Raw genomic sequence first — 24692 nt, 5'->3', positions numbered from 1 at the left:
CTGGCATCCTTCTTTGTGATAAAAAAGCGAACCATTCTCATTTTCATTCGTATTCGTGTTTGAGAGAATGGCTTGGCGCTTCGCACCACACTGCAGCCCAGGTTCCCGCCAGACCCAACCTTCCCAAGGACGTTTCCGCCGATGTTCAATCACCGCCGCTTGCCGCTGCGCGACGCCGCATGCCAGGCAATGCCCCGCCTTTCGCCGATTGCCAGCGCTGTATTCGGCCTGACCGTCGCGTTCGCCACGCTGCCGGCCACCAGCCTGGCGCAGACCGCCACGCCGGCTGCCACGCAAGCCGATGCCACCTTGCCAGTGGCCACCGTCAAGGCCGAGCGGCTGACCGAGCCGGCCAAAGTGGAGAGGATTGGCGGTGGGGCGCTGGGTGAGCGCAAGCCTGTCGACACGCCGTTCTCGGTGGTGGCGGCAAGCAGCGAGGAGATCCAGGACCGCATGGCGCAGACCGCCAGCGACGTGTTCAAGTACGATCCAGCGGTGTCCATCCTGGGCGAGAACGGCCGTACCGAAAACTCCTACTTCGCCGTGCGCGGCATGGCCATCGACCTGCTCAACGGCACCAAGGTGGACGGCCAGAACTTCGTCTCCTGGAACACCGACCTGCCGCTCGAACCGTTCGAGCAGGTAGAGCTGCTCAAGGGCCTGTCGGGCTTCATGTACGGCTTTGGCAGCCCCGGCGGCATCATCAACTATGTGGTCAAGCGCCCCACCGACGAGCCATTGCGCCAGTTCACCGTGGGCTACCAGGCCAACAACGTGTGGAGCGAGAAGATCGACCTGGGCGGGCGCTTCGGGCCGGACCAGCGCTTCGGCTATCGCCTCAACGCGGCCCATGAAGAAGGCCGGACGGCCGATCCGGGCGTGCAGTTGCGTCGCGACGTGGTATCGCTGGCCGCGGATTTCCGCATGACGCCGGACCTGACATGGAGCGCCGACGTGATGTACTGGAAGCGCAAGACCAACGGCACCCTGTTTGGCCTGGGGTTCGACGCCAGCCTGCCGATCGCCGATGCCAGCAAGGTCTCGCGCCGCTTCGTCCAGCCCTACAGCTTCCACGAGACCGAGACCACCACGGTGGGCACCGGCGTGGACTACCGCATCAACGACAAGTGGAAGACCAGCTTCAAGTACCGCTTCGCGCGCGAGAGCCGCTTCAGCGGGGACAGCTACATCTTTGTCAACGATGCCGCCGGCAACTTCTCCGACACCCAGTACAACTGGAAGTCGGCGTTTTACTACCAAGCCTATGACGGCATGGTGCAGGGCAGGTTTTCCACCGGCAGCATCCAGCACGATGTGGTGTTCGGCGTGGGCTACCAGTCCCAGGTGCGCGTCAACGATGCAGGCGTTGGCGCCACCGATGGCATCTTCCTGGGCGAGAACAATCTCTACAATCCTACGCTGCTGAGCAACCAGGCTTCCGGCCTGGTGTATGTACCGTACCGCGACTACAAGATTACGCAAAAATCCGTCTACGCCAGCGACACCATCCAGTTCACCCAGCGCTTCTCGGTCTTGGCCGGCCTGCGCTACACCGATTTCAGCCAGGACAATTTCGACAGCTCGGCCAATGTCACGGCGAGCTACAGCGCCAAGCCGGTCTCGCCCACCGTGGCCCTGATGGTCAAGACCGACAATGACTCCACCGCTTACGTCAGCTATGTGGAGTCGCTTGAGCAAGGCGGCTCGGCCAGCAACACCAACGCCAACTTTCCGAAGGTCTACGGCCCGCTCAAGAGCAAGCAGTATGAGGTCGGCTACAAAACCGAGCGCCGCGACTGGGGTGCCAACGTAGCGCTGTTCCGCGTCGACCGCGGCTACGAGTACACCAACACGGCCAACGTCTTCGTGCAGGACGGCACCCAGCGCTACACCGGGCTGGACACCAGCGGCTGGGTACGCGTGGCGCACGACTGGCGGGTGATGGGCGGCGTGCTCTGGCTCGACACCAAGGCCACCGGCATCGACGACCCCGCGGTCAACGGCAAGCGCATTTATGCCACCCCCAGCTACATCGTCAGCGGCCGCGTGGAGTATGACGCGCCCTTCCTGCGCGGCCTGACGCTGGCGGCCGGCGCCAAGGTCACCGGCGCCATGTGGGTGAATGCGGCCAATACCCAGTACGTGCCGTCGTACACCACCGCGGACCTCAGCGCTAGGTACACCACGCGCTACGCCGGCAAGACGGTGACGTTGCGGGCCGCGGTCAACAATGTGTTCGATCGTCGCTACTGGACTACCACCTACGGCGGCTTTGTGTTGCCGAGTGCGGCGCGCACATTCCTGGCGAATGCCACCGTGCAGTTCTAAGGGGATGGGGGCGCGGCGCATGCCGTGCGACGACGCTCTTGCCTCTACCGCCCGCTTGCCCTGTAAGGCTCGCCGCGAGCCTGCTGGATGCTCTTCAGCTTTCCCTGCAGTTGCACGATGCGGGTCTCCCACAGGCCGATGGCGCAGTTCATGTCGACCTGCCCGCCTCGCGCGCAATCCGTTGCCAGGCGGTCATCCCGCCAGCGGATCCAGCGCCGTTCGTCGTCCCTCACCTGGATGAATTCGGCGCTGTTCAGGAAGAAATGCAGGTTTTCGTAGATGGTCCCCAGCCGTCCGTCCGCGTCGCCAAGCCGGCGGTCATTGCAGATCAGTTTTTCAGGCCCGGTCCTGGCGTTGCCGCAGTTGAAGCTCGGCGGCAGCATCGCCGCTCCCGCGTTGTACGGCGCCGCCGCGCGCGGCGGCGCCGTATCGATCTGCGCCACGCGCGTCTTCAAGGCGTTCAGGTCGCGCTCCAGGGCGTCCAGCCTGCGCTCGTGTTCGTTGATCACGGTCAGGATCCGCTGCATGCTGTCCTCGACCTGGTCACGCAATTGCTTCGTATCGGCCGCGCTCAGGCGCTGGGTCTGCAATTGGCGCAGCGCCGCCAGCTGTACGTCGGCGGCGTGGAGTTGCTCGCGCAGCTCCGCCTGCTTTGCCGCGCTGTTCTCGGCGCTGGCGGCCAGGCTGGCCTCCAGCTGTTTTTCGAGTGTCTTCAGTTCTTGCTCATTGGCCTTGGCTTCGGTGATGCCGAGCGCGTCGAGCCCGAAACCGATGGCTTCGTGGACCGCGTATTCCCGCAACTGATGCACCAGCCATTCGCCGGTGCGCAGCAGCGTGCCCACGACCCGCCCCGAGGGCGCGGCATGCGCCACCGGTGCCACGGCGCATAGGGCGAGCAGGGCGATGACTGTCGCCCATGCGGCATGCCGCGCAAGTTGCGAGCACTGGCCGGTCCGTCGCGTTCGCGCGCCGCCGCCCGGCGCCATCAGGGAGGAAAGCATGATTGAGCACCTGCTGTTGCCGCACCGTTGTCGCCGGCACAGAACCGGGCGACCGCCGCGCCGATCGACTCGGCCATCATCTGCCTGTACGCGGGATCTCCAAGCCGGGCTTCCTCGGCGCGGTTGACGATCACCCCGGCTTCGAACAGCACCGCCGGCATCTTCGTGGTAGCCAGGACCTTGAGTGCATCGAATCTGTAGATGCCCAGATCCGGGTCGACCAGTTCCCTGTTCTCGCCTTCGATCTTTTCGGCATGGTGCAAGGTGGGGCGCAGGCAGTGCCCGTGCAGCTCGGACCCCAGCACGCGCGCGAACCGCAGGCTTTCGTCTGGCTGCTGGTTTTGGCTGGAGTAAAAGATCGAGTAGCCGCTGAAGTCGTCGCTGTAGCGCTGCGGCCTGGCCTCATAGGTCCATGCGGAAAGATAACGCGGCTGGACCGAGTCGTGATGGAGCGATAGGAACAGATCCGCCGCGCGGCGATTCGCCAGCTCGGAGCGGTCTGTCAGCGAGATATCCGCGCCGCGCTCGTTGGTCAGCAATACGTTGGCGAACCCCATGCTCGCCAGCACCGGCACCAGCGTTGCGGCGAGGCGCGTGTTGAACTCGAACTCGGGCACGCCGCGCGCGCTCGTTGCGCCCGGGTGGCTGGCTGTATGTCCCGCATCAATGGCAATCACGAAACGGCTCCTGTCGCACTGTTGCGATGCCGGGCTTGCCGGGAGCGACAAAGCCAACGCCAGGCCGGCGAACACCAGCCGGGCCAATCGCACCGGAGTCAGAGACTGCATAGCTTGCATAGGCGCTAAAACCTGCGCTAAATCGATAGGCCCACGATTCTATCGGGTTGCCATCGGCCTACGCCATCAACAGCAATGCCGTGCCGCACCCCGTCAACGCCACCGTCCACACCCGGTCCAGGTTGATCCAGCCGGTGCGCAGGAAACCCACGCCGATGCGGTCGTACACCAGCAGCGCCACGGTGCCGATGGCAAGCAGCATGGCCAGCGTGTGAAGCCCGAGCGCCAGCAGCGCTGGCATGAGCGGTCCGCCTGCCGCCGGTGCGCCGGCGGCGCGGCACAACGGCAGCAGCACCGGCACCAGCATCAGCCCCGCGCCGTGCGTGCCCGCCATCAGGAACGACCATAGCGCCAGCCCGGCCATGCCGGCCTGCATGCCTACGTGGGGGCGCTGGCGATGCCCGCGCAGCGCATGCCAGGCGGCCCAGCCGATCAGTAACGCGCCGCCAGCGCGCGCCAGCCATTGGGGATCTAGCAGGCTGCCAAGCGTGAGCGTGGCGGCCAGCACCAGGGCCACCGCGATGGCGTGGCCGAGCGCGATCGGCAGCAGCGCCAGCAGCACCACCTTGCGCCGCCCCCGATGCAGCCCTAGCGCCACGGCAAACAGCCAGCCCATGGCGGGATTGATGCCGTGAAACAGGCCCAGCGCGGCGATGGCCAGCCACGGCCACCAGAGCGGCCACAGGGCGGACCACTGGGTGGCGAACTGCGTGCCCAGCGGCACGCCCGTGGTGGCAAACATGGCGGGGGCGCTCTCGGTGCGGCGGTGTTATGGCGCTATGACGTTATGCGTCTATGGGTAGCAGTACGAATCCGACGAGCAGTCACCCCCTTCCAGCCTGACCTGGTGCGGGCGATGGCCCGCCGGCCAGCGCAGGAAGAACCGTGGGTCGAAGCGGATGCCGCCTTCGGGCGCGGCGTCGAGCTTGACCATCCAGCCCTCGATGCCCTCCGGGTAGAACTGCGCATCGACCGCGCCGTAAAGCGAGTTGGTGAAGTAGATGCGCCGCCCGTCGCGGCTGACCTCCACCATTTGCGGGCCGCCGTTGAGCGCGGCGCCACCTGCTCCCGGATGCGTGGCGCGCGAGACGATGCCGCCGATGCGCACGCAGCCGGTCTGCCTGGGCGCGAACGGGTCGGAGACGTCGTACTGCAGCAGGTCGCCGGTGCCCCAGCAGGACACGTAGAGGAAGCGGTCGTCCATCGACAGGTCGATATCGCTGACCAGCGGCGGCACCGCCTTGAAGCCCTTGAGGATGGGCGGCAGCAGGTCGGGGTCCGCCGCCTCCGCCGGGATATCGATGATCTTGCGGATCGCCCATTTGCCTTCGTCCCGATACCAGACCCAGATGGATGAGGACAGGTCCTTCAGGCTGATCACGCAGTTGACGAAGCCGTACGCCTTGGTGGGGTCGTGCGCGGGGCGCAGCTCGAACACGAGCTGGTATTCCTCGCCGAAGTCGATCTCCTGCAGGTGCTTGCGCTTGGTCATGTCCCAGAAATGCAGCCGCCTGCCATAGCGCGAGCCGAGCAGGATCTCCGGCACCAGGCCATCCTCGATCATGTCCGGCGTGCCCCATTCGCTGGTCACCAGCGTGTCGAAGCCAAGGTGCCACCAGCCGTCATAGGCAAAATGCTGCGGGCCGCGCTCCACTTCCCATTGCCCGAGCGGATCAAAGCCCTGCTGGTCCAGCAGCATGATGCCGCCCGGCCCCTTGCCCTCTGCGTTGCCCAGCGCGGTCACGTAGATGCCGCCGGGGCCGCAATGCACGGTATGCGGGCGCGAGTAACCGGTGCGCTCGGCCAGTTCGCCCGGCTCGATGATCTTGGCAATGGCTGGCCGCAACGGATCAGGCTTGGTGTCGATGATGTAGATGCGCGACGAGCGCAGGCCCGGCACCACCAGGTAGCGCCGCTCCATATGCGGGTGCGGGGCGTTGGGGCACAGGCAGGACGAGCAGGCGTTCCAGCCGAAGTGATGCAGTTCGTCGCCCGCGTTGGGCACCATGACCTGGCCGACGATAGTGCCGTAGGCCTTGGAGGCGGGATCGACGTCGACTACGGCAATGCCGTCAGGCTGGGTACGTGTGGGATCGAACATCGCCACGTAGGCGAGTGCTTCGGGCGGCGCCTTTGCGGCCAGACGGGGCGACGGGTAGAAACTGGGATCGGGCTTCCAGGTTGCCATCATGCGTCTCCTTGTGCCTTGCCTTGCCGTGGCGCTTGCCGGCTGCCACTGGCTTTGAACTATAGGACACATCGCGGCGGACGTCGGGCGCCGGCTGAGGCATGCTCCAATGGCTTTACCTTGGCGCTACGCTTGTCTGCCGGCCAGGGACGCGGCAGGGCCGGCCCGGTAGCTATACGCCAGCGCCAGCAGGATGAGGATCGGCACGGCAAGGCACCAGTACGACGCCTGCACATAGGCATACGCGCCCGACACGGCGCCGGCCGCGAATGCGGCGATGGCGGGGACCATCTTGCGCAGCCGGTTCTTCGCCGCGGCCACCTTGTCGGCCGAGGCGCTGCGCAGCTCGACCAGGTCGATGATGACCTGCGTGCTGTTGCCCGTCATGATGGTGGTCGGCACATGGTCGGTCAGCACGATCCGGGATTGCGCGTTCTGGACCGCCATGGCGGCCACCCCCAGCATGCCGGTTGCAATGGCCGATGGCATGTCGGGCGAGGCCATGGGCGAGGCCACGCAGCCCGCCAGCATGAAGGCGGCAAGCAACAATCCTTGCGTGACCAGCAGCGGCGGCAGCGGTGGCCTGCCGCGCGCCTGCATGGCATCGACGGCGATCTTCGTCGCCGCCACCGAAAGCGCGAACACCGGCAGCGCCAGCAGCTTGGCCAGCACGCCACCGGTCGCGTGCGCGAGCGCCACGCCGAGCATGACAAAGTTGCCGGTGACGTGCGCGGTGAACAGGCCGAACAGGGCGATAAAGCCGACTACATCGACGTAGCCCGCTACCAGGCTGAGCATGGCGCCCTTGAACACCTGGCTGGCGATTGCCTGCGGTTGCGTGGGCGGCGAGGACTGTGGCGTGGTCTGCATGGCGGGGTTCATGTTTGTGAAGAGGAGGGCGCTCGCCCGTACTACAGCATAGGACGCGCGGGCCTGTCCAATTGCAAATGTTCTTGATTTTTCCAGAACCCGGCCCATAATGCAAACGTTTGCAAAGAATGGAACCCAGAGATGAATATGGAGACGACACTTGCCTCGAAGCTCGGCCGCGGCCTGTCCGTGGTGGACGACGAACACACGCTCAGCCAACTGGTCAAGCAGGCGATGCGCGATACCACCGACCCGCGCCTGCGGGAGGTCGTCGACGCGCTGGTCGATCATCTGCACGCGTTCCTGAGGCAGGTGCGGCCCAGCGACGAGGAGTTCGAGTTCGGGCTGCGCTTTGTTGCGGCGCTGGGCCATGCGACCAACGCAACCAACAACGAGGTAGTGCTGGCGGCCGATGTGCTGGGGCTGTCAACGCTGGTGACGCTGATGAACAACGGCATCACCGATGGCCGCACGCCGGGCGCCCTGCTGGGCCCGTTCTATCGCGGCGGCGCGCCCGCTTACGCGTGCGGGGATTGCGTGGTGCAAGGCGAGACGCCGGGGCTGCCATTGTTTGTGAGGGGGCAAGTGCGCAACACCGCCGGCGAGCCCCTGGCCGGCGCGCTGGTGGAAGCGTGGCAGGCTTCGCCGGTTGGCCTCTATGACAACCAGGACCCCTCGCAACCGGACAAGAACCTGCGCGGCGCCTTTCGGACCGATGCGCAAGGCCGCTTCCATTTCCGCTCGGTGCGCCCGGCGGGCTATCCCGTGCCGACGGGCGGCCCCGTCGGTCAGCTGCTGGCCGAACAGAACCGCCATCCGTACCGCCCGGCGCACATTCATTTCATCGCCGCGGCACCGGGTTATCGCACGCTTGTCACGCAGGTCTTCGCCGACGATTCCGAGCACCTGGAGTCGGACGTGACCTTTGGCGTGCACCGGGAACTGGTGGGCCATTTCCGGCGCGTGGACGAAGGCACAAGCCCATGGGGCGGTTTCCCGGCGCCGTTCTACACGCTGGATTTCAACTTTGTGCTGGAGCCCGGCGAGCAGACCTTCCCGACGCCGCCGATCGACTGATTACCGACCACGGAAGAACTGACCATGACCATTCAACAACAAGCACCGACGCCGCAACTTGCCGGCAAGGTTGCCGTGATCCTCGGCGGCACCGGCGGTATCGGCATGGCGACGGCGCGCAAGCTCGCAACCCTGGGGGCCAGCGTGGTGCTGGTCAGCCGCGACGCGCAGACTGCCGCGCGGGCGGTGGCTGAACTGCCGCCGGGCAACCACCACGCGGCGGTGGCGCAGATCAGCGATACCGCCTCGCTCGTGCGCCTGGCCGATGACGTGCAGCGCAAGTACGGCCGCATCGACATGCTGGTCAACAGCGCTGGCTTCACCAAGGCGATAGCGCATGCCGACCTCGACGCGCTGGACGACGCGCTGATCGATGAGATGTTCGCGGTGAACTGGCGCGGCCAGTTCGCCGCGATCCGCGCCATGGCGCCGCACCTGAAGGCCACGGGCGAAGGGCTGGTGGTCAACGTGGGGTCCATCGCGGGGCGCACCGGCATGGGTAGCAACGTGGCGTACTGCGCGGTGAAGGCGGGGCTCGACATGATGGCCGTATCGCTGGGCCGCGCGCTGGCGCCCGAGATCCGCGTGCTTAACGTATCGCCCGGCGTGGTCGACACCGATTTCGTGCCCGGGCGCGACAGCGCCTTCAACGAGCGCGCGGCCAGGACCACGCCGCTCAAGCGCATCGGCAAACCGGATGACGTCGCCGATGCCATCGTGGCCTGTGCCACGTCGCTGCGCTTTTCCACCGGCACCACCATCGTGGTCGACGGCGGGCGCCAGCTTGGCTGATTCCGCCCCAGACACATTGTTCCAGGCAGCAAGACACCAACACGTTCACCATGCATAGCAGAAAGACCATCATTACCTGCGCCGTCACCGGCAATATCGTTACCCCGGAGCAACATCCCGGCCTGCCGGTGACGCCGGCGCAGATCGCCACGGCGGCGCTGGAGGCGGCCGAGGCGGGCGCGGCCGCAGCCCACATCCATGTGCGCGACCCCGAGACCGGGCGTCCATCGATGGCGCTCGAGTACTACGCCGAGGTGATCGAGCTGATCCGCAAGCGCAACAAGGCGCTCATCATCAACCTGACCACCGGCCCGGGCGGGCGCTTCGTGCCGGGCGAGGACGAACCCCGCAACGCCGCCCCGGGCACCACCCTGGTCCGCCCGGAAGTGCGCGTCGCGCATATCGCCGCGCTGCGCCCCGATGTGTGTTCGCTGGACCTCAACACCATGAATTCCGGTGCGGACGTGGTTATCAACACGCCGCGGAACGTCCGCAAGATGGCGGCCATCATCCGCGAGGCGGGTGTCATGCCGGAGCTTGAAATCTTCGACTCCGGCGACCTCCACATGGCGCGCGACTTCATCCAGGAAGGCGTGCTGGACGGCCCCGGCCTGTGGACCTTCGTGCTCGGCGTGAAATACGGTTTCGCGGCCACGCCGGAGACCTTGTTCTACGCGCGCAATATGCTGCCGCCGGGCGCGCACTGGTCCGCCTTCGGCGTTGGCCGGGCGGAGTTCCCGATCGTGGCGCAGGCGTGGCTGGCGGGCGGGCATGTCCGGGTTGGCCTGGAGGACAACATCTACCTGGAGAAGGGCGTGCTCGCCCCGGACAACGCAGCGCTGGTCGCCAAGGCGCGCGACATCATCAAATCGCTGGGCGGCGCGCTGGCGTCGCCACACGAGGCCCGGGCCACGCTCGGCCTGCGGGCGGCATGAACGAGCAGGGCAGCACATACACAAGCAAATACACGAACACATCCACAAACATCACATCATCATGAACACTATCCGCGTCTCCCAGAAGGCAGCGAACATCGACGCGCTGCAACTCGAGTTCGTCGGCATTCCCAAGCCCGTGCCCGGCTCCGGCCAATGCGTCATCGAAGTCGCCAGCGCGGGCGTCAACCCGAGCGATGTCAAGGCCACGCTGGGATTGATGCCGCACGCCGTATGGCCGCGTGTGCCCGGCCGCGACTACGCCGGCGTGGTGGTGGACGGCCCCGCGCACCTGCTGGGCAAGGAAGTCTGGGGCAGCGGCGGCGAGCTTGGCATTCGCCGCGATGGCACGCACAGCCGCTACCTGACGCTCGACGTTGCCGCGGTACGCGAGAAGCCCGCCAATGTAACTTTGCAAGAAGCCGGCGCGGTTGGCGTGCCGTTTGTCACCGCCTATGAGGGCCTGCGCCGCGCCGGCCTGCCGAAGGCGGGCAGCGTGGTGCTGGTATGCGGCGGCAACGGCAAGGTTGGCCAGGCCACCATCCAGATTGCCACCGCGCTGGGGGCGCGCGTCTTCGCCGTGGAGCGCGAGGCCGGGCCGTTTCGCGGCCACGCCAGCAGCATCGTGCGCATGCTGGACGCCAGCCGCGACAACATCGCCGAAGTGGTGCGCGACGAGACCGACGGGCACGGCGCGGATATCGTCTACAACACGGTCGGCAGCCCGTACTTCGAGCAAGCCAACAAGGCCATGGCGATCGGTGCCGCGCAGATTTTCATCTCGACCATCGACCGCGCCGTGCCGTTCGACATCTTCGCCTTCTACCGCGGGCAGCATACATATGTGGGCATCGACACGTTGGCCATGGACAGCATCGCTTGCGCGGCGGTCTTCGATCAGCTCGGCCCCATGTTCGCGGCCGGGCAGCTCAGGCCCTTCCCGGTGCACGCGGACTACACCTTCGCGCTGGCGCGCGCCGCCGAGGCTTATCGCGCGGTGCTGCAAGGCGCCTCGGAACGCGTGGTGCTGATGCCATGAACACGACCCGGTTCGCCGCCGCGCCGGCCTATTTCCCGCCCGGCCACGAGGGCATGCGCTGCCTGCGCCTGCAGGGGTTTGAGGCCGGGCCGTCGGCATCGCTCTGGCTCGGTGTCTCGGTGATCCTGCCGGGCGGCCATACCGGGCTGGATGCCTCGCCCATGGAAAAGCACTATGTGGTGCTGGAGGGGGAAGTCACCATCAGCACCGGGGAGCAGGTCGCGCATCTGTCGCAGTACGACTCGGTCTGCCTGGCGCCGGGTGAAGCCCGCAAGGTGGAGAATCCCGGCAACCGTCCCGCCATGCTGCTGCTGGCCATGCCGTACCCGCCCTGAACTTTTACTTTGATTGCAAACGTTTGCATCTACTTCAAATCGACCAGACGGACGCGCCACGCCGCGAATCCGCAATAGGGGATGAGAGATATGGGAAATGCCTGGAGGCATAGGAGGTACCGGTTGCATGTGTGGCAGGAGACAACAAAGGACAGCGCGGCGAGCCCCGCGCCCCGGCACCCGTGGCCGGGTCTGATGGCTGGCGCCGGGGCGCTCGCTGTGGTGGCGGTGTGCGGGCCCGCTCATGCGCAATCCACGGTAACGGTCTATGGGCGGCTCAATACCAGCATCGAGTATTCGCGAGCCAGCACCGCCACCAACGGCGCCGTGCTGGGCGGCACCGGACGGCTGACCAATAACCGATCGGTATTCGGCTTGCGGGGCGAGGAGGGCCTTGGCGGCTCTCTCAAGGCAATCTGGCAGATCGAGAGCAACCTGTCGATTGATAACGGGGCCGGGCAGATTGCGGGACGAAACTCTCGCATTGGATTGAGCGGTGATTACGGTACTTTCTTCATGGGGCACTGGACCACGCCTTACACCGAAGCCACCATGGAGTACGACCCCTATTACCCGACCACCGCCGGGTATATGGCGCTGATCAGCAACGGCTCGGCATCGAGCACCAACAACATCCAGGACACGCACTCCTTCGATCGCCGCGAGCAGAACATCGTGCAATACCGCAGCCCGGAATGGAGGGGCTTGCGCGCGGGCGTGGGCTGGGGCGTGCCCGAGGAAAAGCTCACCACGCCGCGCAACCCGGCGCTGTACTCGTTCGCCACCAGCTATGAGCGCGGGCCGCTCAGCGTGGCGCTGGCCTACGAGGTTCACCAGCACTACCAGACGGCGGGCCGCAACGACGATGCCATCAAGGTGGGCGTGTCCTACCAGCTTGCCAGCACCAAGGTCTCCGCCCTGTATGAGCGGCTGCACTACCGCACCGCCACGGGCGACCTGACGCGCAACGGCTACTACACCTCGGTGGTGCAAAAGCTCGGGCCCGGCAGCATCAGGCTGGGCTTTGCCCTGGCCAGCAACGGTGCCGGCAATGCCACCGAGACGGTGGGGTTCTTTCGCAGCGGCGCGCAGACCGGCGCCACCCAGTTCACGGTCGGCTATGACTACCTGCTGTCAAAGCGCACCGCGCTCTTTACCTACTACAGCCGCATCAACAACAGGAAAAACGCTATCTACGACTTCGCCATCAACAGCCTCGGCGTTTCGGCAGGCGCCGATCCGCAGACCTTTGCGCTAGGCATGCGCCACAACTTCTAACCCTCGAACCTGACCATCGCGCCGCCCAGCCCGGCCGGACCACGATCCGGCCGGACCCGAGGCGGTGGAGGAGACAACCGTGATTCGAAACATCCTGCTGAGCGCCACCCTCGCGGTGAGCGCCGTGGGCGCGCTCGCCCAGCCGCCCCAGTATCCCGCCAAGCCGATCCGTCTGGTGGTGCCATTCTCATCCGGCAGCGCGACCGACATCCTCGCCCGCATCATCGGCAACAAGCTGGGCGAATCCGGCCGCTACCAGATGATCGTGGAGAACCGGCCCGGTGCGGGCGGCACGCTCGGCGCGGGGCTGGTCGCCAAGGCCGCGCCGGATGGCTACACCCTGATCCTGGTATCGGTCGGGCATGCCATCAATGCCACGCTCTATCCCAAGCTGTCGTACGACACCGTCAAGGATTTCGCGCCGGTGACGCTGGTGGCGACGGTGCCCAACGTGCTGGTGGTGAACAGCGCCAGCAAGCTGGGTTCGGTCAAGGATGTGGTGGCAGCGGCCAAGGCCAAGCCTGGCACGATGAACTTCGACTCCGCCGGGTCCGGCAGCTCGACCCACCTGAGCGGGGAGCTGTTCAAGATGGAAGCTGGCGTGGATATCGCGCACATTCCCTACAAGGGCACGGGCGAGGCGCTGACCGATGTCATGGCGGGCCGTGTCGACCTGATGTTTGCGCCCACTGTCTCCGCCATGCCGTTCGTGCGCCAGGGCAAGCTCAAGGCGCTGGCGGTCACCACGCCGAAGCGGGCTACCGCCTTGCCGGACATCCCGACGGTGGCGGAATCAGGCTTGCCGGGCTACGCCTTCGAGTCATGGTTCGGCGTGCTGGCGCCCGCGGGCACGCCCAAGGAGATCGTGGCCGCGCTCAATGGCGAGATCGCCAAGGCGCTGGCCGCGCCGGAGGTGCGCGAGCGGCTGTCGGTGCAAGGCGCCGAAGCGCGCACGTCCACGCCGCAGGAGTTCGAGCGCTACATCAAGGCAGAGATCGCCAAGCTGGCGCCGGTGGTGCGGCAGTCCGGCGTGCAGGCCGGGCAATAGGAGGCGTGCGGGGAGGTTGGCAGGCAAGCGGGCCCGGCGCGTGCGTCTTCGCTTAAAATGGCATGTTCTCACTCACCGCACACCAGCCTCCCTGCCCGCATGGACCAGCGCAAGCGCATTACCCTGAAGGACCTGGCGGCGAAGGCGGATGTCCATTACTCCACCGTTTCCCGGGTGATGAATGCCGCCACGCGGCACCTGGTTGCCGATGAGGTGGCCGAGCGCATCCTGCGCATGGCCGACGAGCTCGGCTTCCGGCCCAACCGCATCGCCGCCGGGCTGCGCACCAAGCGCTCCGGGCTCATCGGCGTGGTGCTGCCGGATATCTCCAACCCCGTGTTTCCGCCGATCCTGGCCGGGCTCGAGGGCGTACTGGCCTCGCATGGCTATGTGCCCATCGTGGTCAATGTGGGCGCCGACAAGACGCGCCAGCGCTTTGTCATCGACCAGATGATGGGCCGCCAGGTCGACGGCCTGATCCTGGCGACCGCCGAGCGCGAGGATGCCGTGCTGGACTACTGCGTCAAGCAGAACATCCCCGTGGTGATGGTCAACCGCGGGGAGGATATCGGCCGGGTGCCCTGCGTGGTCAGCGACAACCTGCTCGGGATGCGGCTCGCCGTCGATCATCTGGTGGCGCTCGGGCATCGCCGCATTGGCCATATCGCCGGGCCGGACTCGCTGTCCACCGGCCACCAGCGCAAGCAGGGTTTTATCGATGCGGTGCGGCGCAACAAGTTGCGCAAAGACGAATGGATGATCGTGGAAGCGGCAAGCTACGGCCGCGAAGCGGGGCGCGAAGCCTGCCGCGCGCTGCTGGCGCAGTTTCCCGCGCTGACCGCGATCGCCGCGGGCAACGACCTGGTGGCGCTGGGATGCTATGACTACCTGCGCGAGGCCGGGATTGCATGCCCGGCGCGCGTCTCGGTGATCGGCCACAACGATATGCCCTTTGTCGATGCGCTCACGCCTGCGCTCACCACCATCCGGATTGCCGTTCACGAGATGGGCGTGCAGGCGGCGACGCTGCTGCTGGCGCGCATCGAGAACGCGAAGGCCGAGGCTGCCAGCGTGGTGCTCCGCCCGGAGCTGATCGTACGCGGCTCGACGGCACCGCCGGCGCACTAGGTGCGCTCTCGCAGGTAGCAACCCGCATTTTCCGGGAATCGCAACGGTGGTCAACTACACATCCTTGTAGTGGGCACGGGCCGTCGGCTTCAAAGCCATGCGCAGCAAGGGCTGCAGCCCATTTCCGGATTGTGCGGACCCGGCGCGGCGGCGTTTTCGGCCTTGATCTTTCGGTGCTTTCATTCACAATGCAAACGATTGCAAAATCGACGCGAGGCAGCCGGAATCAGCCGGAGTTGTGAAGCTGGCGAGGTGTCCTTTGCATGGGCTCACGCCCCGGCTACACCCAGGGATGGGCTGTGCACACCCCTGGACAATGGCCGGCCTCATGCGGATAGGGAAGAATCGCGCTGCCCGCCATGCAGGTTGGCGCATCTCGCGTTGCCGCTTTTCCCGGAGTTTGAGAATAGAGGATTCAAATGATCGTCGCATGCCTTTTCTCCAGGTGCCGGGCATAGGACGCGGCATGGCGATATCCGGCAGCTATCCCAGTCCCGGCGGCGCCTGGCTCGTCGACGACGGCGTGGTGCTGGTCGTTGACGATGACGCGGCCTTGCGCGATGGCATTGCCAGCCTGTTCCGCTCGATGGATATCCAGGTCAGGACCTTTGCTTCCGCGGCCGAGTTCCTGTGCTTTCCGATTCCCGATGTGCCGTGTTGCCTGGTGCTGGATGTGCGCCTCAGGGGGGCCAGCGGGCTGGAACTGCAGGCCATGCTGGCCGAGGTGGGCTGCCCGGTGCCGGTGGTGTTTATCTCCGGCCACGCGGACGTTGCCATGTCGGTCATGGCGATGCGGGCCGGCGCAACGCATTTCCTGACCAAGCCGTTCCGCGACCAGGACCTGCTCGATGCGGTGACGGAGGCCATCGGCAGGGACGTGCAGCGGCGCGCTTGCGAACGGCGCGGGCGCGAACTGAAGGCTGCGTTCGAGACGCTGACATCGCGCGAGCGCGAAGTCATGGCGCTGGCGGCGGCGGGCCTGATGAACAAGCAGATTGCCGACGACGTGGGCCTGAGCACGGTCACGGTCAAGATCCATCGCGCGCAGGCCATGAAGAAGATGGGCGCGCGGACCTTTGCCGAACTGGTGGTGATGGCGCACGTGCTCGGCCTGACCAACGCGGCGGCGCAGGCGTGATCACGATGCGCAGACCCTATTCCCCGCGTCATTCGCTGCGCAAAGGCAGCTTGGGCAACGCCCGCGCGAGGCGGCGCGGCTTGCATGAAAGCGAGGCCTCCCTGGCCGAGGGCCAGCGCATCAGCAAGACCGGCAGCTGGCAATGGTGGCCGGCGCGGCGCGAGATGCGCTGGTCGGCGGAGATGTACCGGCTATTCGGGCTCGACCCCGCGCCTGGCGCACCGGGCATGCACACCTTGGTGGCGATGATCCATGCCGGCGAGCGTGCCCGCGTGCTCGCCGGCATGGCCCGCGCGTGCAAGGAGGGCACGCCGTTCCAGCAGGAGTTCCGCATTCTGTGCCACAACGGCGAAGAGAAGCACCTCATCTGCGTGGGACAGCCGCGCCGGGGCAGCGAGCACAGCCTGGGCTTTGTCGGCACCGTGGTCGATATCACGGAGCGCCGCCGCGCCGAGGAAGTGCTGCGCGTGGCGCAGGCGGAACTGGCGCACGTGTCGCGCATCGCCGTGCTGGGCGAACTGACGGCATCCATCGCGCACGAAGTCAGCCAGCCGCTGGCGGGCATCATCACGCATGGGGAAGCCTGCCTGCGCTGGCTGGACCGGGCGCAACCCAACCTGGAGGAGGCGCGCAGCGCGGTGCAGCGCATGATCAGCGAGGGCCGGCGCGCCAGCGCCGTCATCGGCCGCACGCGCGCGCTGGCGGCCAAGAGCGTGCCGCAGCGCGCGCCCGTGGACCTGGGCGCCGCCCTGGCTGAATCCCTGGCGCTGCTGATGCCGGAAATGGGCAACCAGGGCGTGGCGGTGTCCGCCCATGTGGCGCCGGGCTTGCCGGCGGTGCTGGGCGATCGCATCCAGCTGCAGCAGGTGCTGATCAACCTCCTGCTCAATGCCATGCAGGCCTGCGCGGCGGTGCCAGCCGGCCTGCGTTCGATCCTGGTGCGGTGCGAACGGCTCGGCGCCGCGCCGCCGCGGGTGCTCTGCACGGTGCAGGACACGGGTCCGGGCATCGCGCCGGCGAACATCCCGAACCTGTTCGACGCATTCTTTACCACCCGGCCCGAGGGCCTCGGCATGGGCTTGTCGATCTGCCGCTCGGTGGTGGAGTCGCACGGCGGGCGCATCTGGGTTGACGAGCAGCCGGGTCCGGGCGCCACATTCCGCTTTACGCTGCCTGTGCGTGAAACGCGCTTATGATTGGCGTCTGATAGATGCCATCCCGCAGCAAGAGCGGCGGTTTTCACACATGCGTTCTCCCGATATTTCGCTTGGCGCCGCGATTCCCGCGGATGCGCCCTCCGCCCTGGCCGTGCTGCTGGGCGACATCGACCGTGCCCAGGATATCGAGGGGCTGGCGGGTGCTGTCTGCACCGCCGCCAGGCTGCTCGGGTTCAATCATTTCTATCTGCGTTACAAGGGGCTGCCGGGCTCCGGCGCGGCCCATGCCGGTTCGCTGACCAGCCTGCCTGGTGGCGCGAGCTTGGCGCTGGAAGCCCACGGCGAGGCCCTCGCGGCGCTGGTGGTCAAGGCGCGCGATTCCCTGGGGCCGGTGGTGTGCAGCAGCGCGGAACCCCTGGTGCGGCCCCCCGATGACGCGGCGCTGGCACGGGCCGAGCTGGACCGCCGGCTGACCGCGGCCATTGCCTTTTCCGCCAGCATGCCAAGCCACGAGATGGGCACGCTGGCGCTGCTGTCGCTCGATGGCAGCGCGGGCGACGACGAGGCCGCCGTCTGTCGCGCGCGCCTGTTCGGCCCGGCCATCACGCAAGCCGTGCTCGATCGTTTCTGCGCGATCGCGCGCGGGCGCGCTGAGCCGGCGGTGTCGCTGACGGCGCGGGAGCTGGAGGTGCTGCGCTGGGTGGCGCTGGGCAAGACTTCCTGGGAGGCCGGGCAGATCCTCGGCATCTCCGAGCATGGCATTTCCCACCACATGCGCAACGTGATGCGCAAGCTGGATGTGGGAAACCGCTTGCAGGCGGTGCGCACGGCGATTGCCCTGGGGCTGCTGCCAGGCGAATAGCGCGGCCGGCGCGGCCAGGGGCGCCCGCGCGATCCTGCGCGCTCCCGTGTCATCCAGCCCGGCGTTATTCGCCCACCGGCGCCATGGCCACCTGCCAGCGCGGCGGGCTGCCGATGCTGGCGCCAAGGTGCTCGCAGAACGCCCGCACCTTGGCGCTGGCGCGCGGCAGCGCGCGCAGCAGGTAGATGCCGGTTTCCGGTTGCGGGGCCAGCCCATCCATCTCCAGCTCGATCAGGCGGCCATCGCCGATATCGCCGCCGATCGACCAGTCCGGCATCAGGGCAATGCCCAGCCCTTGCAGCACCGATAGCCGCCGCGCATCGCAGTCGTCGCACTCGAAGGCGAACATGGCCTGCTGCGCGACGTCGCTGTCCAGCAACTCCCGCCAGCCGCGCATGCTGGTGCTGTGGCGGCGGTCGATCAGCCGGTGGCTGCCCAGCTCGCTGGCGTGCCGCGGCTTGCCATGGCGCGCCAGGTAAGCCGCAGAGGCGCAGATCACGTAGCGCTGGCTGGCCACGCGCTGGGCGATCAGGCTGCTGTCCGCCTGCTGGCCCACGCGGATCACCAGGTCGATGCGCTCCACCACGGGGTCGACGATGCGCTCGGTCAGGTCCAGCTCGATGGCCAGGCGCGGATACTTGTCATAGAGGGCGGCCAGGTGCGGCACCACGTGGCGCCGGCCAAAGGCGGGCAGGCAGCTTACGCGCAGCAGGCCGCTCACGCCCTGCTCCAGCGAGGTGACCTCGCTGCGCGCGTCGGTCATGTCGTGCAGGATCTTGACCGCGCGCTCGAACAGCAGGTTGCCGGCGTCGGTGCGGACCAGCGCGCGGGTGGAGCGGGTAAACAGCGCTACCTGCAGCTCGTTCTCCAGGGAGTCGATCTGGCGGGCCACCGATGAGGCCACCATGCCCTTGCGGCGGGCCACGGCGGAAAAGCTGCGCGCCTGCGCCACCTCGACAAAGATCGAAAGATTCTCCGCAAATTTTGCCGATTCCATTTGTGCGTCCTGTGCAAAGGCGTTTCGCGGCCGGACCGGATTGCCCCGGCCGATGCGACAGGTTAGCATCGAATCCACGCCTTTCGCCCGGGCTATCTTCGCAATTTTGGCAAAAGCACGCCATCGTGCACCTGCCTCGGCGTGCACGATGGCGAGGCGCGGTCACCGCAACAGGAAGAGACAAAATGACAACAAGACTGGAGACAAGCCATTCCGATCAACCCCACGCCGCACGCGGCCAGGCGCTGCTGCGGCGCCTGGCGGCCACCGCCGCGCTGGCGCTCGGCCTTGTTGGCGGCGCCAACGCGCAAACCTACCCGGCCAAGCCGGTCACGCTGATTATCCCGTTTGCGGCCGGCGGCACGGTCGACAAGGTAGGCCGCATGGTCCAGGAGGACTTCCGCGGCCGCCTTGGCCAGACGGTGGTCATCGAGAACCGCGCTGGCGCGGGCGGCACCATCGGCACGGGCGCCATCGCCCGCAGCGCGCCGGACGGCTACACGGTGGGGATGATCTTCGACTCGTTCGCCACCGAATCCTCGATGTACCCCAAGCTGCCATACGCGCCAGAGCGTGACCTGACCGGCGTGTCATACATGGTGCGCTCGCCCATGGTGCTGGTGGTGCCGGCCAGCTCGCGGTTCCAGACGCTGCAGGATTACGTGGCCGCCGCGAAGAAGCCGGCCACCGTTTCCTATGCATCGGTGGGTGCCGGCAGCTCCAACCAGCTAGCGGCCGAGTTGTTCCACGAGACCGCGGGCACCAGTGGCATCCACACCCCTTACAAGGGCGGCGGCCCGGCCATCTCGGATCTGCTTGGCGGCCACGTCGATTCGATGATCGCCAGCCTGCCGCTGGTGCTGCCGCATATCCAGGGCGGCAAGCTGCGCGCGCTGGCGGTGACCTCGCCCAAGCGCGATGCGCACCTGCCCGCGGTGCCGGCGATCGCCGAGACCTACAAGGGCTTCGAAGTCTATTCGTGGGTCGGCATGATCGCACCGGCCAAGACGCCGGAGGCCATCCTGAACCGGCTGGCGGCTGACATGAGCGCTACCCTGCGCGACCCCAAGGTGGCGCAGCGCCTGGCCGACGGCGGCTTCGAGGTGGTGGCGGGTGGCCGGCAGGAGATGAATGCACTGGTCAAGAGCGAGTCGCAGCGCTGGTCCCGCGTGATCAAGAGCCGCAATATCGTGGCCGACTGAGCATCGCATCATGAAATCCTTCGTCTACCAAAGCCATCCGCAGCGCGTGGTGTTTGGCGCCGGCGCGCTGGCCCGGCTCGGCGCCGAGATCGACGCGTTGGGCGCGCGTCGCGTCCTGGTGCTGTCCACGCCAGGCCAGCGCGGCCAGGCCGAGCATGTGGCGGACCTGCTGGGCGAGCGTGCCGTGGGCGTCTTCGACGGTGCCGTGATGCACGTGCCGATCGAATCCGCGCGCGCTGCCCGCGAGCAGGCCGCGCGCCTGGGCGCGGATGGCGCGGTGGCGATCGGCGGCGGCTCCACCATCGGGCTGGGCAAGGCTATCGCGCTGGAGTCGGGCCTGCCGATCGTGGCGGTGCCAACCACCTACTCGGGGTCCGATATGACGCCGATCTTCGGCCTGACCGAAGGCGGCATCAAGCGCACCGGCCGCGACGCGCGCGTGCTGCCGCGCACCGTGGTGTACGACCCCGAGCTCACACTCGGCCTGCCGCTGATGCTGAGCGTGACCAGCGGCATCAACGCCATCGCGCACGCCGCCGAAGGGCTCTACGCGAGCGATGCCAATCCCGTCACCAGCCTCATGGCGCGCGAAGGCATCGCCGCGCTGGGCCGTGCGCTTCCCGCCATCCGCCAGGCGCATGCCAGCGGCAGCGCGCCGGACATGCTGGCCGCGCGCAGCGACGCGCTGTATGGCGCGTGGCTGTGCGGCAGCGTGCTGGCCAACGTTGGCATGTCGCTGCATCACAAGCTGTGCCATACGCTGGGCGGCAGCTTCAACCTGCCGCACGCCGAGGTGCACACCATCGTGCTGCCGCATGCGCTGGCCTATAACGCGAGTGCCGCGCCGGAGGCGATCGCCACGGTAGCATCGGCGCTTGGCGTGCTCAGCGCGCCACAAGCGCTGTTCGATCTGGCCCGCGACAATGGCGCACCGGTTGCGCTGCGCGATATCGGCATGCAGGACTACGATCTGGATCGTGCTTGCGAGCTTGCCTTGCTGAACCAGTACCCGAATCCGCGCCCGCTGGAGAGGGCGGCGATCCGGCAGTTGCTGCAGGATGCGTTTGATGGGGCGCGGCCTGCCTGAGCGTGTTGCATGCGCGCTTGCGTGCATGCTTCCTGGGCAGCCCTGGCTAGGTTACTGCCGCACGCAGAGCGAGAACCAATCCCTCCAGCGCCCCCCTATGCTCCGCGCGGCGTAGCCAGATTGCTCCCACGGCAGGCAAATCCCACTGCAGCGCGTGAGGTAGCATGGCACTGCCTAGTGCGACCAGTTCTTCTGCCACGCCACGCGGCACGATGGTGATTGCCCGCGGCCGCATGCGCAGTAGTGCGGCCATTGTCTTGATCGAGAACGTTTCCACGATCGCGACCGGCGGAGCCGCGCCGGCCGTTGCGAACAGCGTATCGATCGTGCGCCGGATTGGCGTGTGGTTCGGGGGAAGGATCCAATCTAATCCCGCCAGTTGCGCCCAGTTCAGAGCCGACGCGTTCAAGCGCCGAGCCGCCGCCGCATGCACAACAATCGTGGGCTCCTCGGCATAGAGCTGCGTTTGCACGATATCTTCACCGGGAGAGCAGTAGATACGCGCAATGGCGCAGTCGAGCTCATGCGCGCGCAACGCTGCCACAAGTTCGTCAGTCGTCCCCTCATGCACCAGCACGGATACTGCGGGTGTCTGCCCCAGGCAGTGGGCGCAGACCGCATCCAACACCGCAGTGGACACGTACGGGATCACACCAAGACGTAGCCGTCCTTGCAGGCCTGCCTCAATGGCGGTCAGCTCGTGTCCCAGCGCCTCCGTATCCGCCATCACCAGGCGCGCGTGGGCCAGCACGGCCGCCCCGGTCGCGGTTGGCTCCAGCCCTCGCCGCGCGCGAATGAACAGCGGCGCCAGGAATATCTCCTCGACTTCGTGAAGCGCCTTTGTCACAGCCGGCTGCGACAGGTTCATCTCAGCCGCGACGCGCGAGACAGAGCGCTGCTTCTCCAGTGCAAGCAGCAAGGTCAGATGCCGGAATCTGAGCCGGGTGGCCAAACTGTGCTGAAGACGACCAGACGTTGTCATGATTCAAGTTCCCGATGTGAAATAACCGCAGGGTTATGCAACGATAATAAATATCAGTCAAAAAAATATGCGATTTCAATAAACTAAATCGCATTCACTATAAGTTCCATCTATTTCACGAAATCATCCTGAGTTATCCAAAATGCCACTGACGGACCTCAATCACTTTCTGGTTATCGCAAAAGATATCGAGGCGTCGCGTCGCTTCTATGTCGACGCCCTTGGCATGCGCGAGGGCCATCGTCCATGGGCGCCATTCCCCGGGTACTGGCTTGCCATCGGATCCCACGTCTGCGTGCATCTGGCCTGCGCCAGCGATGACGAGCAACTGCTGGCCTACTTCGACCGTAAGCCCGGAGCGTCTCCGACCGGGGGCGGTGCGGTGGACCATATTGCTTTCTTCGCCTCCGGGCTCGTGGAGTTTGAAGAGCGGTTCACACGCCTTTCGATCTCTATGCGCCGGCGCAGCCTGCCCCAATCCGGCCTTGAACAGATCTTTATCTCCGATCCCGATGGCGTCTCGATCGAGCTCAATTTCCCGAACCAATAAACCCCCAGTCAACCCTCACTACTCGAAGCCAACATGAACATGCGCGCCGAAGTTCCCTCCAACTTCTCCATGGTCAACGCTGATGAAGCTATGCAGCGCGCCAGCTCCCTGGTCGCCACGCTTAGAGAGCGCGCCCCGGCGTGTGAAGCCGCCCGGGTTCCCTTGCCCGAAACGTTGCGAGATCTGCATCAGCTAGGGCTGTTTCGTTACCATCAGCCGCAGTCCCGCGGCGGCATGGAACTGGACTACGTCGCGATCATCGACATCTCCGCCGAAATCGCACGCGGGTGCCCGTCGACAGCCTGGAACGTGGCGAACCTTGGCTCGCATCACTTCCTGCTTTCGCTCTACCCGCAACAAGCGCAAGAGGATGTCTGGGGCGCGTCGCCGGATCACCTGATTGCCTCGGCCCTTGCGTTCCCGGCGGGACGCGGCAAAAAGGTGGACGGCGGCTTCGTCATCTCCGGCAGCTGGCCATTCTCCAGCGGCGTCGACGCAAGCGAATGGAACATGCTGGCCGTCACCATCAGGAGTGCTCCCGATGCGCCGCCTACCGATCACCGACTGTGCCTTGTGCACAAGCGCGACTACGAGGTCGTCGACAACTGGTTCGCGGCCGGCCTGAAAGGCACCGGCAGCAAGCAGGTCGTTTGCAATGAGATCTTTGTCCCCATGCACCGCGCTCTTTGCATGGCCGACATCCGTGGCGGCGAACATCCCGCGTCTGCGGCGAATCCGGGACCGCTGTTCCGGCTTCCCCTTGTGGCATTGGGTGGGCACACCCTTGCCGGCCCCGCCCTTGGCAACGCGCAAGCGGCGCTCGAGATCTTCCTGGAGAGCAACCGAAGCCGCAAGACGCACTACACGGCGGCCAAGATCAGCGATTTCCAGGCCGTGCAGATCAAGGTCGCCTCCGCCTCGGCGCAAATCGACGCAGCCCGCACGCTGTTGCGGGCGGACGCGGCCGAGGTCATGGCGATCGCCCGTGGCGGCCAGGTTCCTGACCTGCACGCGAAGCTGAAGTACCGCAAGAACGCGGCGTTCTGCGCGCAACTGTGCACGCAGGCAGTCGATACCATTTTCTCCATGACCGGGGCCAACGGACTCTATGAAAACAGTCCGCTGCAACGTTGTTTCCGGGACGCGCATGCTATTCAGTCTCATGTGAACTTTGCCTTTGATGTGGCCGGTAGCGCGTTTGGCCAGCATGCCCTGGGGGGGCAAGTCACGAATCCCATGCTGTGACTATGAGACAAAGAACCTCCATGTCGTCAAACGTCCAATGCCAACAATCGGCGCCGGGCGAGGATGCCGCGCAAAGCAAGCCTTCCGCGGAAGAAGCCAAGCGGTTGCGGATGGCCTTCTCCGCATTTGCCACGGGCGTCACCATCGTCACCACCACAGCGCCCGATGCCACGCTGGTGGGCCTTACCGTCAATTCATTCAGCTCCTTATCCATGAGCCCGCCGCTGCTAGCGTGGAGCCTGTTTGTCGATTCGAGATATCGCAGTGCTTTCCAGGCCGCCGATTGCTTCACCGTCAACGTGCTCAGCCACCGACAGGCCAGCCTCGCGCAGCGGTTCGCAAAGCCGACGGAGAACAGGTTCGACGGCGTTGCAAAACGCAGGCTCGACGGCGGGGGCATCGTCCTCGACGAGTCCATGGCTTGGTTCCACTGCCGACGCGAGCATAGTCTCTACCTCGGAGACCACATCATGTTTGTGGGCCGCGTCGTTGAGTTCCACGAAGAATCGGCGTCTCCCCTGATCTTCTGGCGAAGCCGATTCCTGGAAGACCGTCAATCGGAAGCCCGGCGCTGATCTGGTTTGTGAACACACTCGGTTGTTAGCCGCCACATCGCTGGACACTGAGGATGTCTCCTCCGCGTCCAGCGGATACCT

At 66.2% G+C, this 24692-nt stretch carries 24 protein-coding genes; 17 read left to right on the top strand and 7 right to left on the bottom strand.

Features of this window, described 5'->3' with window-relative positions; translation table 11 throughout:
* Positions 1-141: 141 nt before the first annotated feature.
* Positions 142-2328, top strand: coding sequence for a TonB-dependent siderophore receptor (locus AC1RQC_RS17900; protein ID WP_492884189.1), 2187 nt, complete (start codon positions 142-144; stop codon positions 2326-2328).
* A 44-nt stretch (positions 2329-2372) separates the two neighbouring features.
* Here AC1RQC_RS17900 and AC1RQC_RS17895 read toward each other — a convergent pair whose 3' ends face one another.
* The 5 genes from AC1RQC_RS17895 to AC1RQC_RS17875 all read right to left on the bottom strand — a co-directional run bounded on the left by AC1RQC_RS17895 (position 2373) and on the right by AC1RQC_RS17875 (position 7184).
* A complete protein-coding gene (locus tag AC1RQC_RS17895; protein ID WP_492830661.1) occupies positions 2373-3329 on the bottom strand; it encodes a lysozyme inhibitor LprI family protein in 957 nt (318 codons plus the stop codon).
* Positions 3314-4081 carry an N-acetylmuramoyl-L-alanine amidase family protein gene (locus AC1RQC_RS17890; protein ID WP_492884188.1) on the bottom strand — a complete coding sequence of 256 codons (768 nt, stop codon included), beginning with the start codon at positions 4079-4081 and terminating at the stop codon, positions 3314-3316. Before AC1RQC_RS17890 ends, AC1RQC_RS17895 begins: the two co-directional genes overlap by 16 nt.
* 103 nt (positions 4082-4184) lie before the next feature.
* Positions 4185-4868, bottom strand: coding sequence for a hypothetical protein (locus tag AC1RQC_RS17885; protein WP_492884186.1), 684 nt, complete (start codon positions 4866-4868; stop codon positions 4185-4187).
* Between the two features lie 51 nt (positions 4869-4919).
* Positions 4920-6314, bottom strand: coding sequence for a selenium-binding protein SBP56-related protein (locus AC1RQC_RS17880; RefSeq protein ID WP_492370963.1), 1395 nt, complete (start codon positions 6312-6314; stop codon positions 4920-4922).
* Positions 6315-6440: 126 nt separating this feature from the next.
* Positions 6441-7184 carry a YoaK family protein gene (locus AC1RQC_RS17875; RefSeq protein WP_492370909.1) on the bottom strand — a complete coding sequence of 248 codons (744 nt, stop codon included), beginning with the start codon at positions 7182-7184 and terminating at the stop codon, positions 6441-6443.
* A 147-nt stretch (positions 7185-7331) separates the two neighbouring features.
* Here AC1RQC_RS17875 and AC1RQC_RS17870 point away from each other — a divergent pair, with 147 nt between their 5' ends.
* From AC1RQC_RS17870 to AC1RQC_RS17820, 11 genes are all read left to right on the top strand, one after another.
* The gene (locus AC1RQC_RS17870; protein ID WP_492814494.1) at positions 7332-8261 is read left to right on the top strand and encodes a dioxygenase family protein; all 930 of its coding nucleotides are present in this window, start codon (positions 7332-7334) and stop codon (positions 8259-8261) included.
* 24 nt (positions 8262-8285) lie between these two features.
* The gene (locus tag AC1RQC_RS17865) at positions 8286-9053 is read left to right on the top strand and encodes an SDR family NAD(P)-dependent oxidoreductase (protein WP_492884184.1); all 768 of its coding nucleotides are present in this window, start codon (positions 8286-8288) and stop codon (positions 9051-9053) included.
* Between the two features lie 50 nt (positions 9054-9103).
* The gene (locus tag AC1RQC_RS17860; RefSeq protein WP_183034932.1) at positions 9104-9988 is read left to right on the top strand and encodes a beta-keto acid cleavage family enzyme; all 885 of its coding nucleotides are present in this window, start codon (positions 9104-9106) and stop codon (positions 9986-9988) included.
* A gap of 61 nt (positions 9989-10049) precedes the next feature.
* On the top strand, positions 10050-11027 hold the full coding sequence (locus AC1RQC_RS17855; RefSeq protein ID WP_492884182.1) for a quinone oxidoreductase family protein: 978 nt from the start codon (positions 10050-10052) through the stop codon (positions 11025-11027).
* Positions 11024-11362: a cupin domain-containing protein gene (locus AC1RQC_RS17850; protein WP_492370905.1), complete on the top strand. Its 339-nt coding sequence runs from the start codon at positions 11024-11026 to the stop codon at positions 11360-11362. The genes AC1RQC_RS17855 and AC1RQC_RS17850 overlap by 4 nt, the downstream gene beginning before the upstream one ends.
* Before the next feature lie 195 nt (positions 11363-11557).
* Positions 11558-12640 (top strand): porin, encoded by a 1083-nt coding sequence (locus AC1RQC_RS17845; protein ID WP_492884243.1) that lies wholly within the window; start codon positions 11558-11560, stop codon positions 12638-12640.
* 79 nt (positions 12641-12719) lie between these two features.
* Positions 12720-13688, top strand: coding sequence for a tripartite tricarboxylate transporter substrate binding protein (locus tag AC1RQC_RS17840; protein ID WP_492884180.1), 969 nt, complete (start codon positions 12720-12722; stop codon positions 13686-13688).
* 99 nt (positions 13689-13787) lie between these two features.
* Positions 13788-14816, top strand: coding sequence for a LacI family DNA-binding transcriptional regulator (locus AC1RQC_RS17835; protein WP_492814506.1), 1029 nt, complete (start codon positions 13788-13790; stop codon positions 14814-14816).
* Positions 14817-15282: 466 nt separating this feature from the next.
* Positions 15283-15954: a response regulator transcription factor gene (locus tag AC1RQC_RS17830; protein ID WP_492370962.1), complete on the top strand. Its 672-nt coding sequence runs from the start codon at positions 15283-15285 to the stop codon at positions 15952-15954.
* 80 nt (positions 15955-16034) lie between these two features.
* Positions 16035-17150: a PAS domain-containing sensor histidine kinase gene (locus tag AC1RQC_RS17825; protein ID WP_492370901.1), complete on the top strand. Its 1116-nt coding sequence runs from the start codon at positions 16035-16037 to the stop codon at positions 17148-17150.
* 49 nt (positions 17151-17199) lie between these two features.
* Positions 17200-17973 (top strand): helix-turn-helix transcriptional regulator, encoded by a 774-nt coding sequence (locus tag AC1RQC_RS17820; RefSeq protein ID WP_492370900.1) that lies wholly within the window; start codon positions 17200-17202, stop codon positions 17971-17973.
* A 64-nt stretch (positions 17974-18037) separates the two neighbouring features.
* On the opposite strand, the gene AC1RQC_RS17815 is transcribed toward AC1RQC_RS17820, so the two are convergent.
* Positions 18038-18970 (bottom strand): LysR family transcriptional regulator, encoded by a 933-nt coding sequence (locus tag AC1RQC_RS17815; RefSeq protein WP_492830655.1) that lies wholly within the window; start codon positions 18968-18970, stop codon positions 18038-18040.
* Positions 18971-19155: 185 nt separating this feature from the next.
* Between AC1RQC_RS17815 and AC1RQC_RS17810 the strand changes: the two genes are divergently transcribed.
* The gene (locus tag AC1RQC_RS17810) at positions 19156-20172 is read left to right on the top strand and encodes a tripartite tricarboxylate transporter substrate binding protein (RefSeq protein WP_416050847.1); all 1017 of its coding nucleotides are present in this window, start codon (positions 19156-19158) and stop codon (positions 20170-20172) included.
* Between the two features lie 10 nt (positions 20173-20182).
* The gene (locus AC1RQC_RS17805; protein ID WP_492884179.1) at positions 20183-21259 is read left to right on the top strand and encodes a maleylacetate reductase; all 1077 of its coding nucleotides are present in this window, start codon (positions 20183-20185) and stop codon (positions 21257-21259) included.
* Positions 21260-21305: 46 nt separating this feature from the next.
* Here AC1RQC_RS17805 and AC1RQC_RS17800 read toward each other — a convergent pair whose 3' ends face one another.
* Entirely contained in the window at positions 21306-22241 is a 936-nt protein-coding gene (locus AC1RQC_RS17800) for a LysR family transcriptional regulator (RefSeq protein WP_492370897.1), read from the bottom strand.
* Between the two features lie 142 nt (positions 22242-22383).
* Here AC1RQC_RS17800 and AC1RQC_RS17795 point away from each other — a divergent pair, with 142 nt between their 5' ends.
* The 3 genes from AC1RQC_RS17795 to AC1RQC_RS17785 are packed head-to-tail and all read left to right on the top strand — an operon-like array spanning position 22384 to position 24611.
* Complete coding sequence (locus AC1RQC_RS17795) at positions 22384-22791, top strand: VOC family protein (protein ID WP_492370896.1); 408 nt, start codon at positions 22384-22386, stop codon at positions 22789-22791.
* A 33-nt stretch (positions 22792-22824) separates the two neighbouring features.
* Entirely contained in the window at positions 22825-24036 is a 1212-nt protein-coding gene (locus tag AC1RQC_RS17790) for an acyl-CoA dehydrogenase family protein (protein WP_492884176.1), read from the top strand.
* A gap of 20 nt (positions 24037-24056) precedes the next feature.
* The gene (locus AC1RQC_RS17785; protein ID WP_492370894.1) at positions 24057-24611 is read left to right on the top strand and encodes a flavin reductase family protein; all 555 of its coding nucleotides are present in this window, start codon (positions 24057-24059) and stop codon (positions 24609-24611) included.
* The last annotated feature ends 81 nt before the right edge of the window (positions 24612-24692 follow it).

This window comes from Cupriavidus sp. GW822-FHT03E04 (assembly GCF_058801495.1).
The sequence above is the reverse complement of the archived record's forward strand: the minus strand, read 5'-3'. Positions and strand labels throughout refer to the sequence as shown.

Bases quoted from the DNA above. Each gene is read 5' to 3' on its own strand.
- AC1RQC_RS17860 (WP_183034932.1), top strand. From the start codon at position 9,104: ATGCATAGCAGAAAGACCATCATTACCTGCGCCGTCACCGGCAATATC.
- AC1RQC_RS17795 (WP_492370896.1), top strand. From the start codon at position 22,384: ATGCCACTGACGGACCTCAATCACTTTCTGGTTATCGCAAAAGATATC.
- AC1RQC_RS17845 (WP_492884243.1), top strand. From the start codon at position 11,558: ATGGCTGGCGCCGGGGCGCTCGCTGTGGTGGCGGTGTGCGGGCCCGCT.
- AC1RQC_RS17850 (WP_492370905.1), top strand. From the start codon at position 11,024: ATGAACACGACCCGGTTCGCCGCCGCGCCGGCCTATTTCCCGCCCGGC.
- AC1RQC_RS17855 (WP_492884182.1), top strand. From the start codon at position 10,050: ATGAACACTATCCGCGTCTCCCAGAAGGCAGCGAACATCGACGCGCTG.
- AC1RQC_RS17865 (WP_492884184.1), top strand. From the start codon at position 8,286: ATGACCATTCAACAACAAGCACCGACGCCGCAACTTGCCGGCAAGGTT.
- AC1RQC_RS17790 (WP_492884176.1), top strand. From the start codon at position 22,825: ATGAACATGCGCGCCGAAGTTCCCTCCAACTTCTCCATGGTCAACGCT.
- AC1RQC_RS17885 (WP_492884186.1), bottom strand. From the start codon at position 4,868: ATGTTTGCCACCACGGGCGTGCCGCTGGGCACGCAGTTCGCCACCCAG.
- AC1RQC_RS17810 (WP_416050847.1), top strand. From the start codon at position 19,156: ATGACAACAAGACTGGAGACAAGCCATTCCGATCAACCCCACGCCGCA.
- AC1RQC_RS17830 (WP_492370962.1), top strand. From the start codon at position 15,283: ATGGCGATATCCGGCAGCTATCCCAGTCCCGGCGGCGCCTGGCTCGTC.
- AC1RQC_RS17835 (WP_492814506.1), top strand. From the start codon at position 13,788: ATGGACCAGCGCAAGCGCATTACCCTGAAGGACCTGGCGGCGAAGGCG.
- AC1RQC_RS17870 (WP_492814494.1), top strand. From the start codon at position 7,332: ATGGAGACGACACTTGCCTCGAAGCTCGGCCGCGGCCTGTCCGTGGTG.
- AC1RQC_RS17800 (WP_492370897.1), bottom strand. From the start codon at position 22,241: ATGACAACGTCTGGTCGTCTTCAGCACAGTTTGGCCACCCGGCTCAGA.
- AC1RQC_RS17805 (WP_492884179.1), top strand. From the start codon at position 20,183: ATGAAATCCTTCGTCTACCAAAGCCATCCGCAGCGCGTGGTGTTTGGC.
- AC1RQC_RS17815 (WP_492830655.1), bottom strand. From the start codon at position 18,970: ATGGAATCGGCAAAATTTGCGGAGAATCTTTCGATCTTTGTCGAGGTG.
- AC1RQC_RS17785 (WP_492370894.1), top strand. From the start codon at position 24,057: ATGTCGTCAAACGTCCAATGCCAACAATCGGCGCCGGGCGAGGATGCC.
- AC1RQC_RS17875 (WP_492370909.1), bottom strand. From the start codon at position 7,184: ATGCAGACCACGCCACAGTCCTCGCCGCCCACGCAACCGCAGGCAATC.
- AC1RQC_RS17880 (WP_492370963.1), bottom strand. From the start codon at position 6,314: ATGGCAACCTGGAAGCCCGATCCCAGTTTCTACCCGTCGCCCCGTCTG.
- AC1RQC_RS17895 (WP_492830661.1), bottom strand. From the start codon at position 3,329: ATGCTTTCCTCCCTGATGGCGCCGGGCGGCGGCGCGCGAACGCGACGG.
- AC1RQC_RS17820 (WP_492370900.1), top strand. From the start codon at position 17,200: ATGCGTTCTCCCGATATTTCGCTTGGCGCCGCGATTCCCGCGGATGCG.
- AC1RQC_RS17900 (WP_492884189.1), top strand. From the start codon at position 142: ATGTTCAATCACCGCCGCTTGCCGCTGCGCGACGCCGCATGCCAGGCA.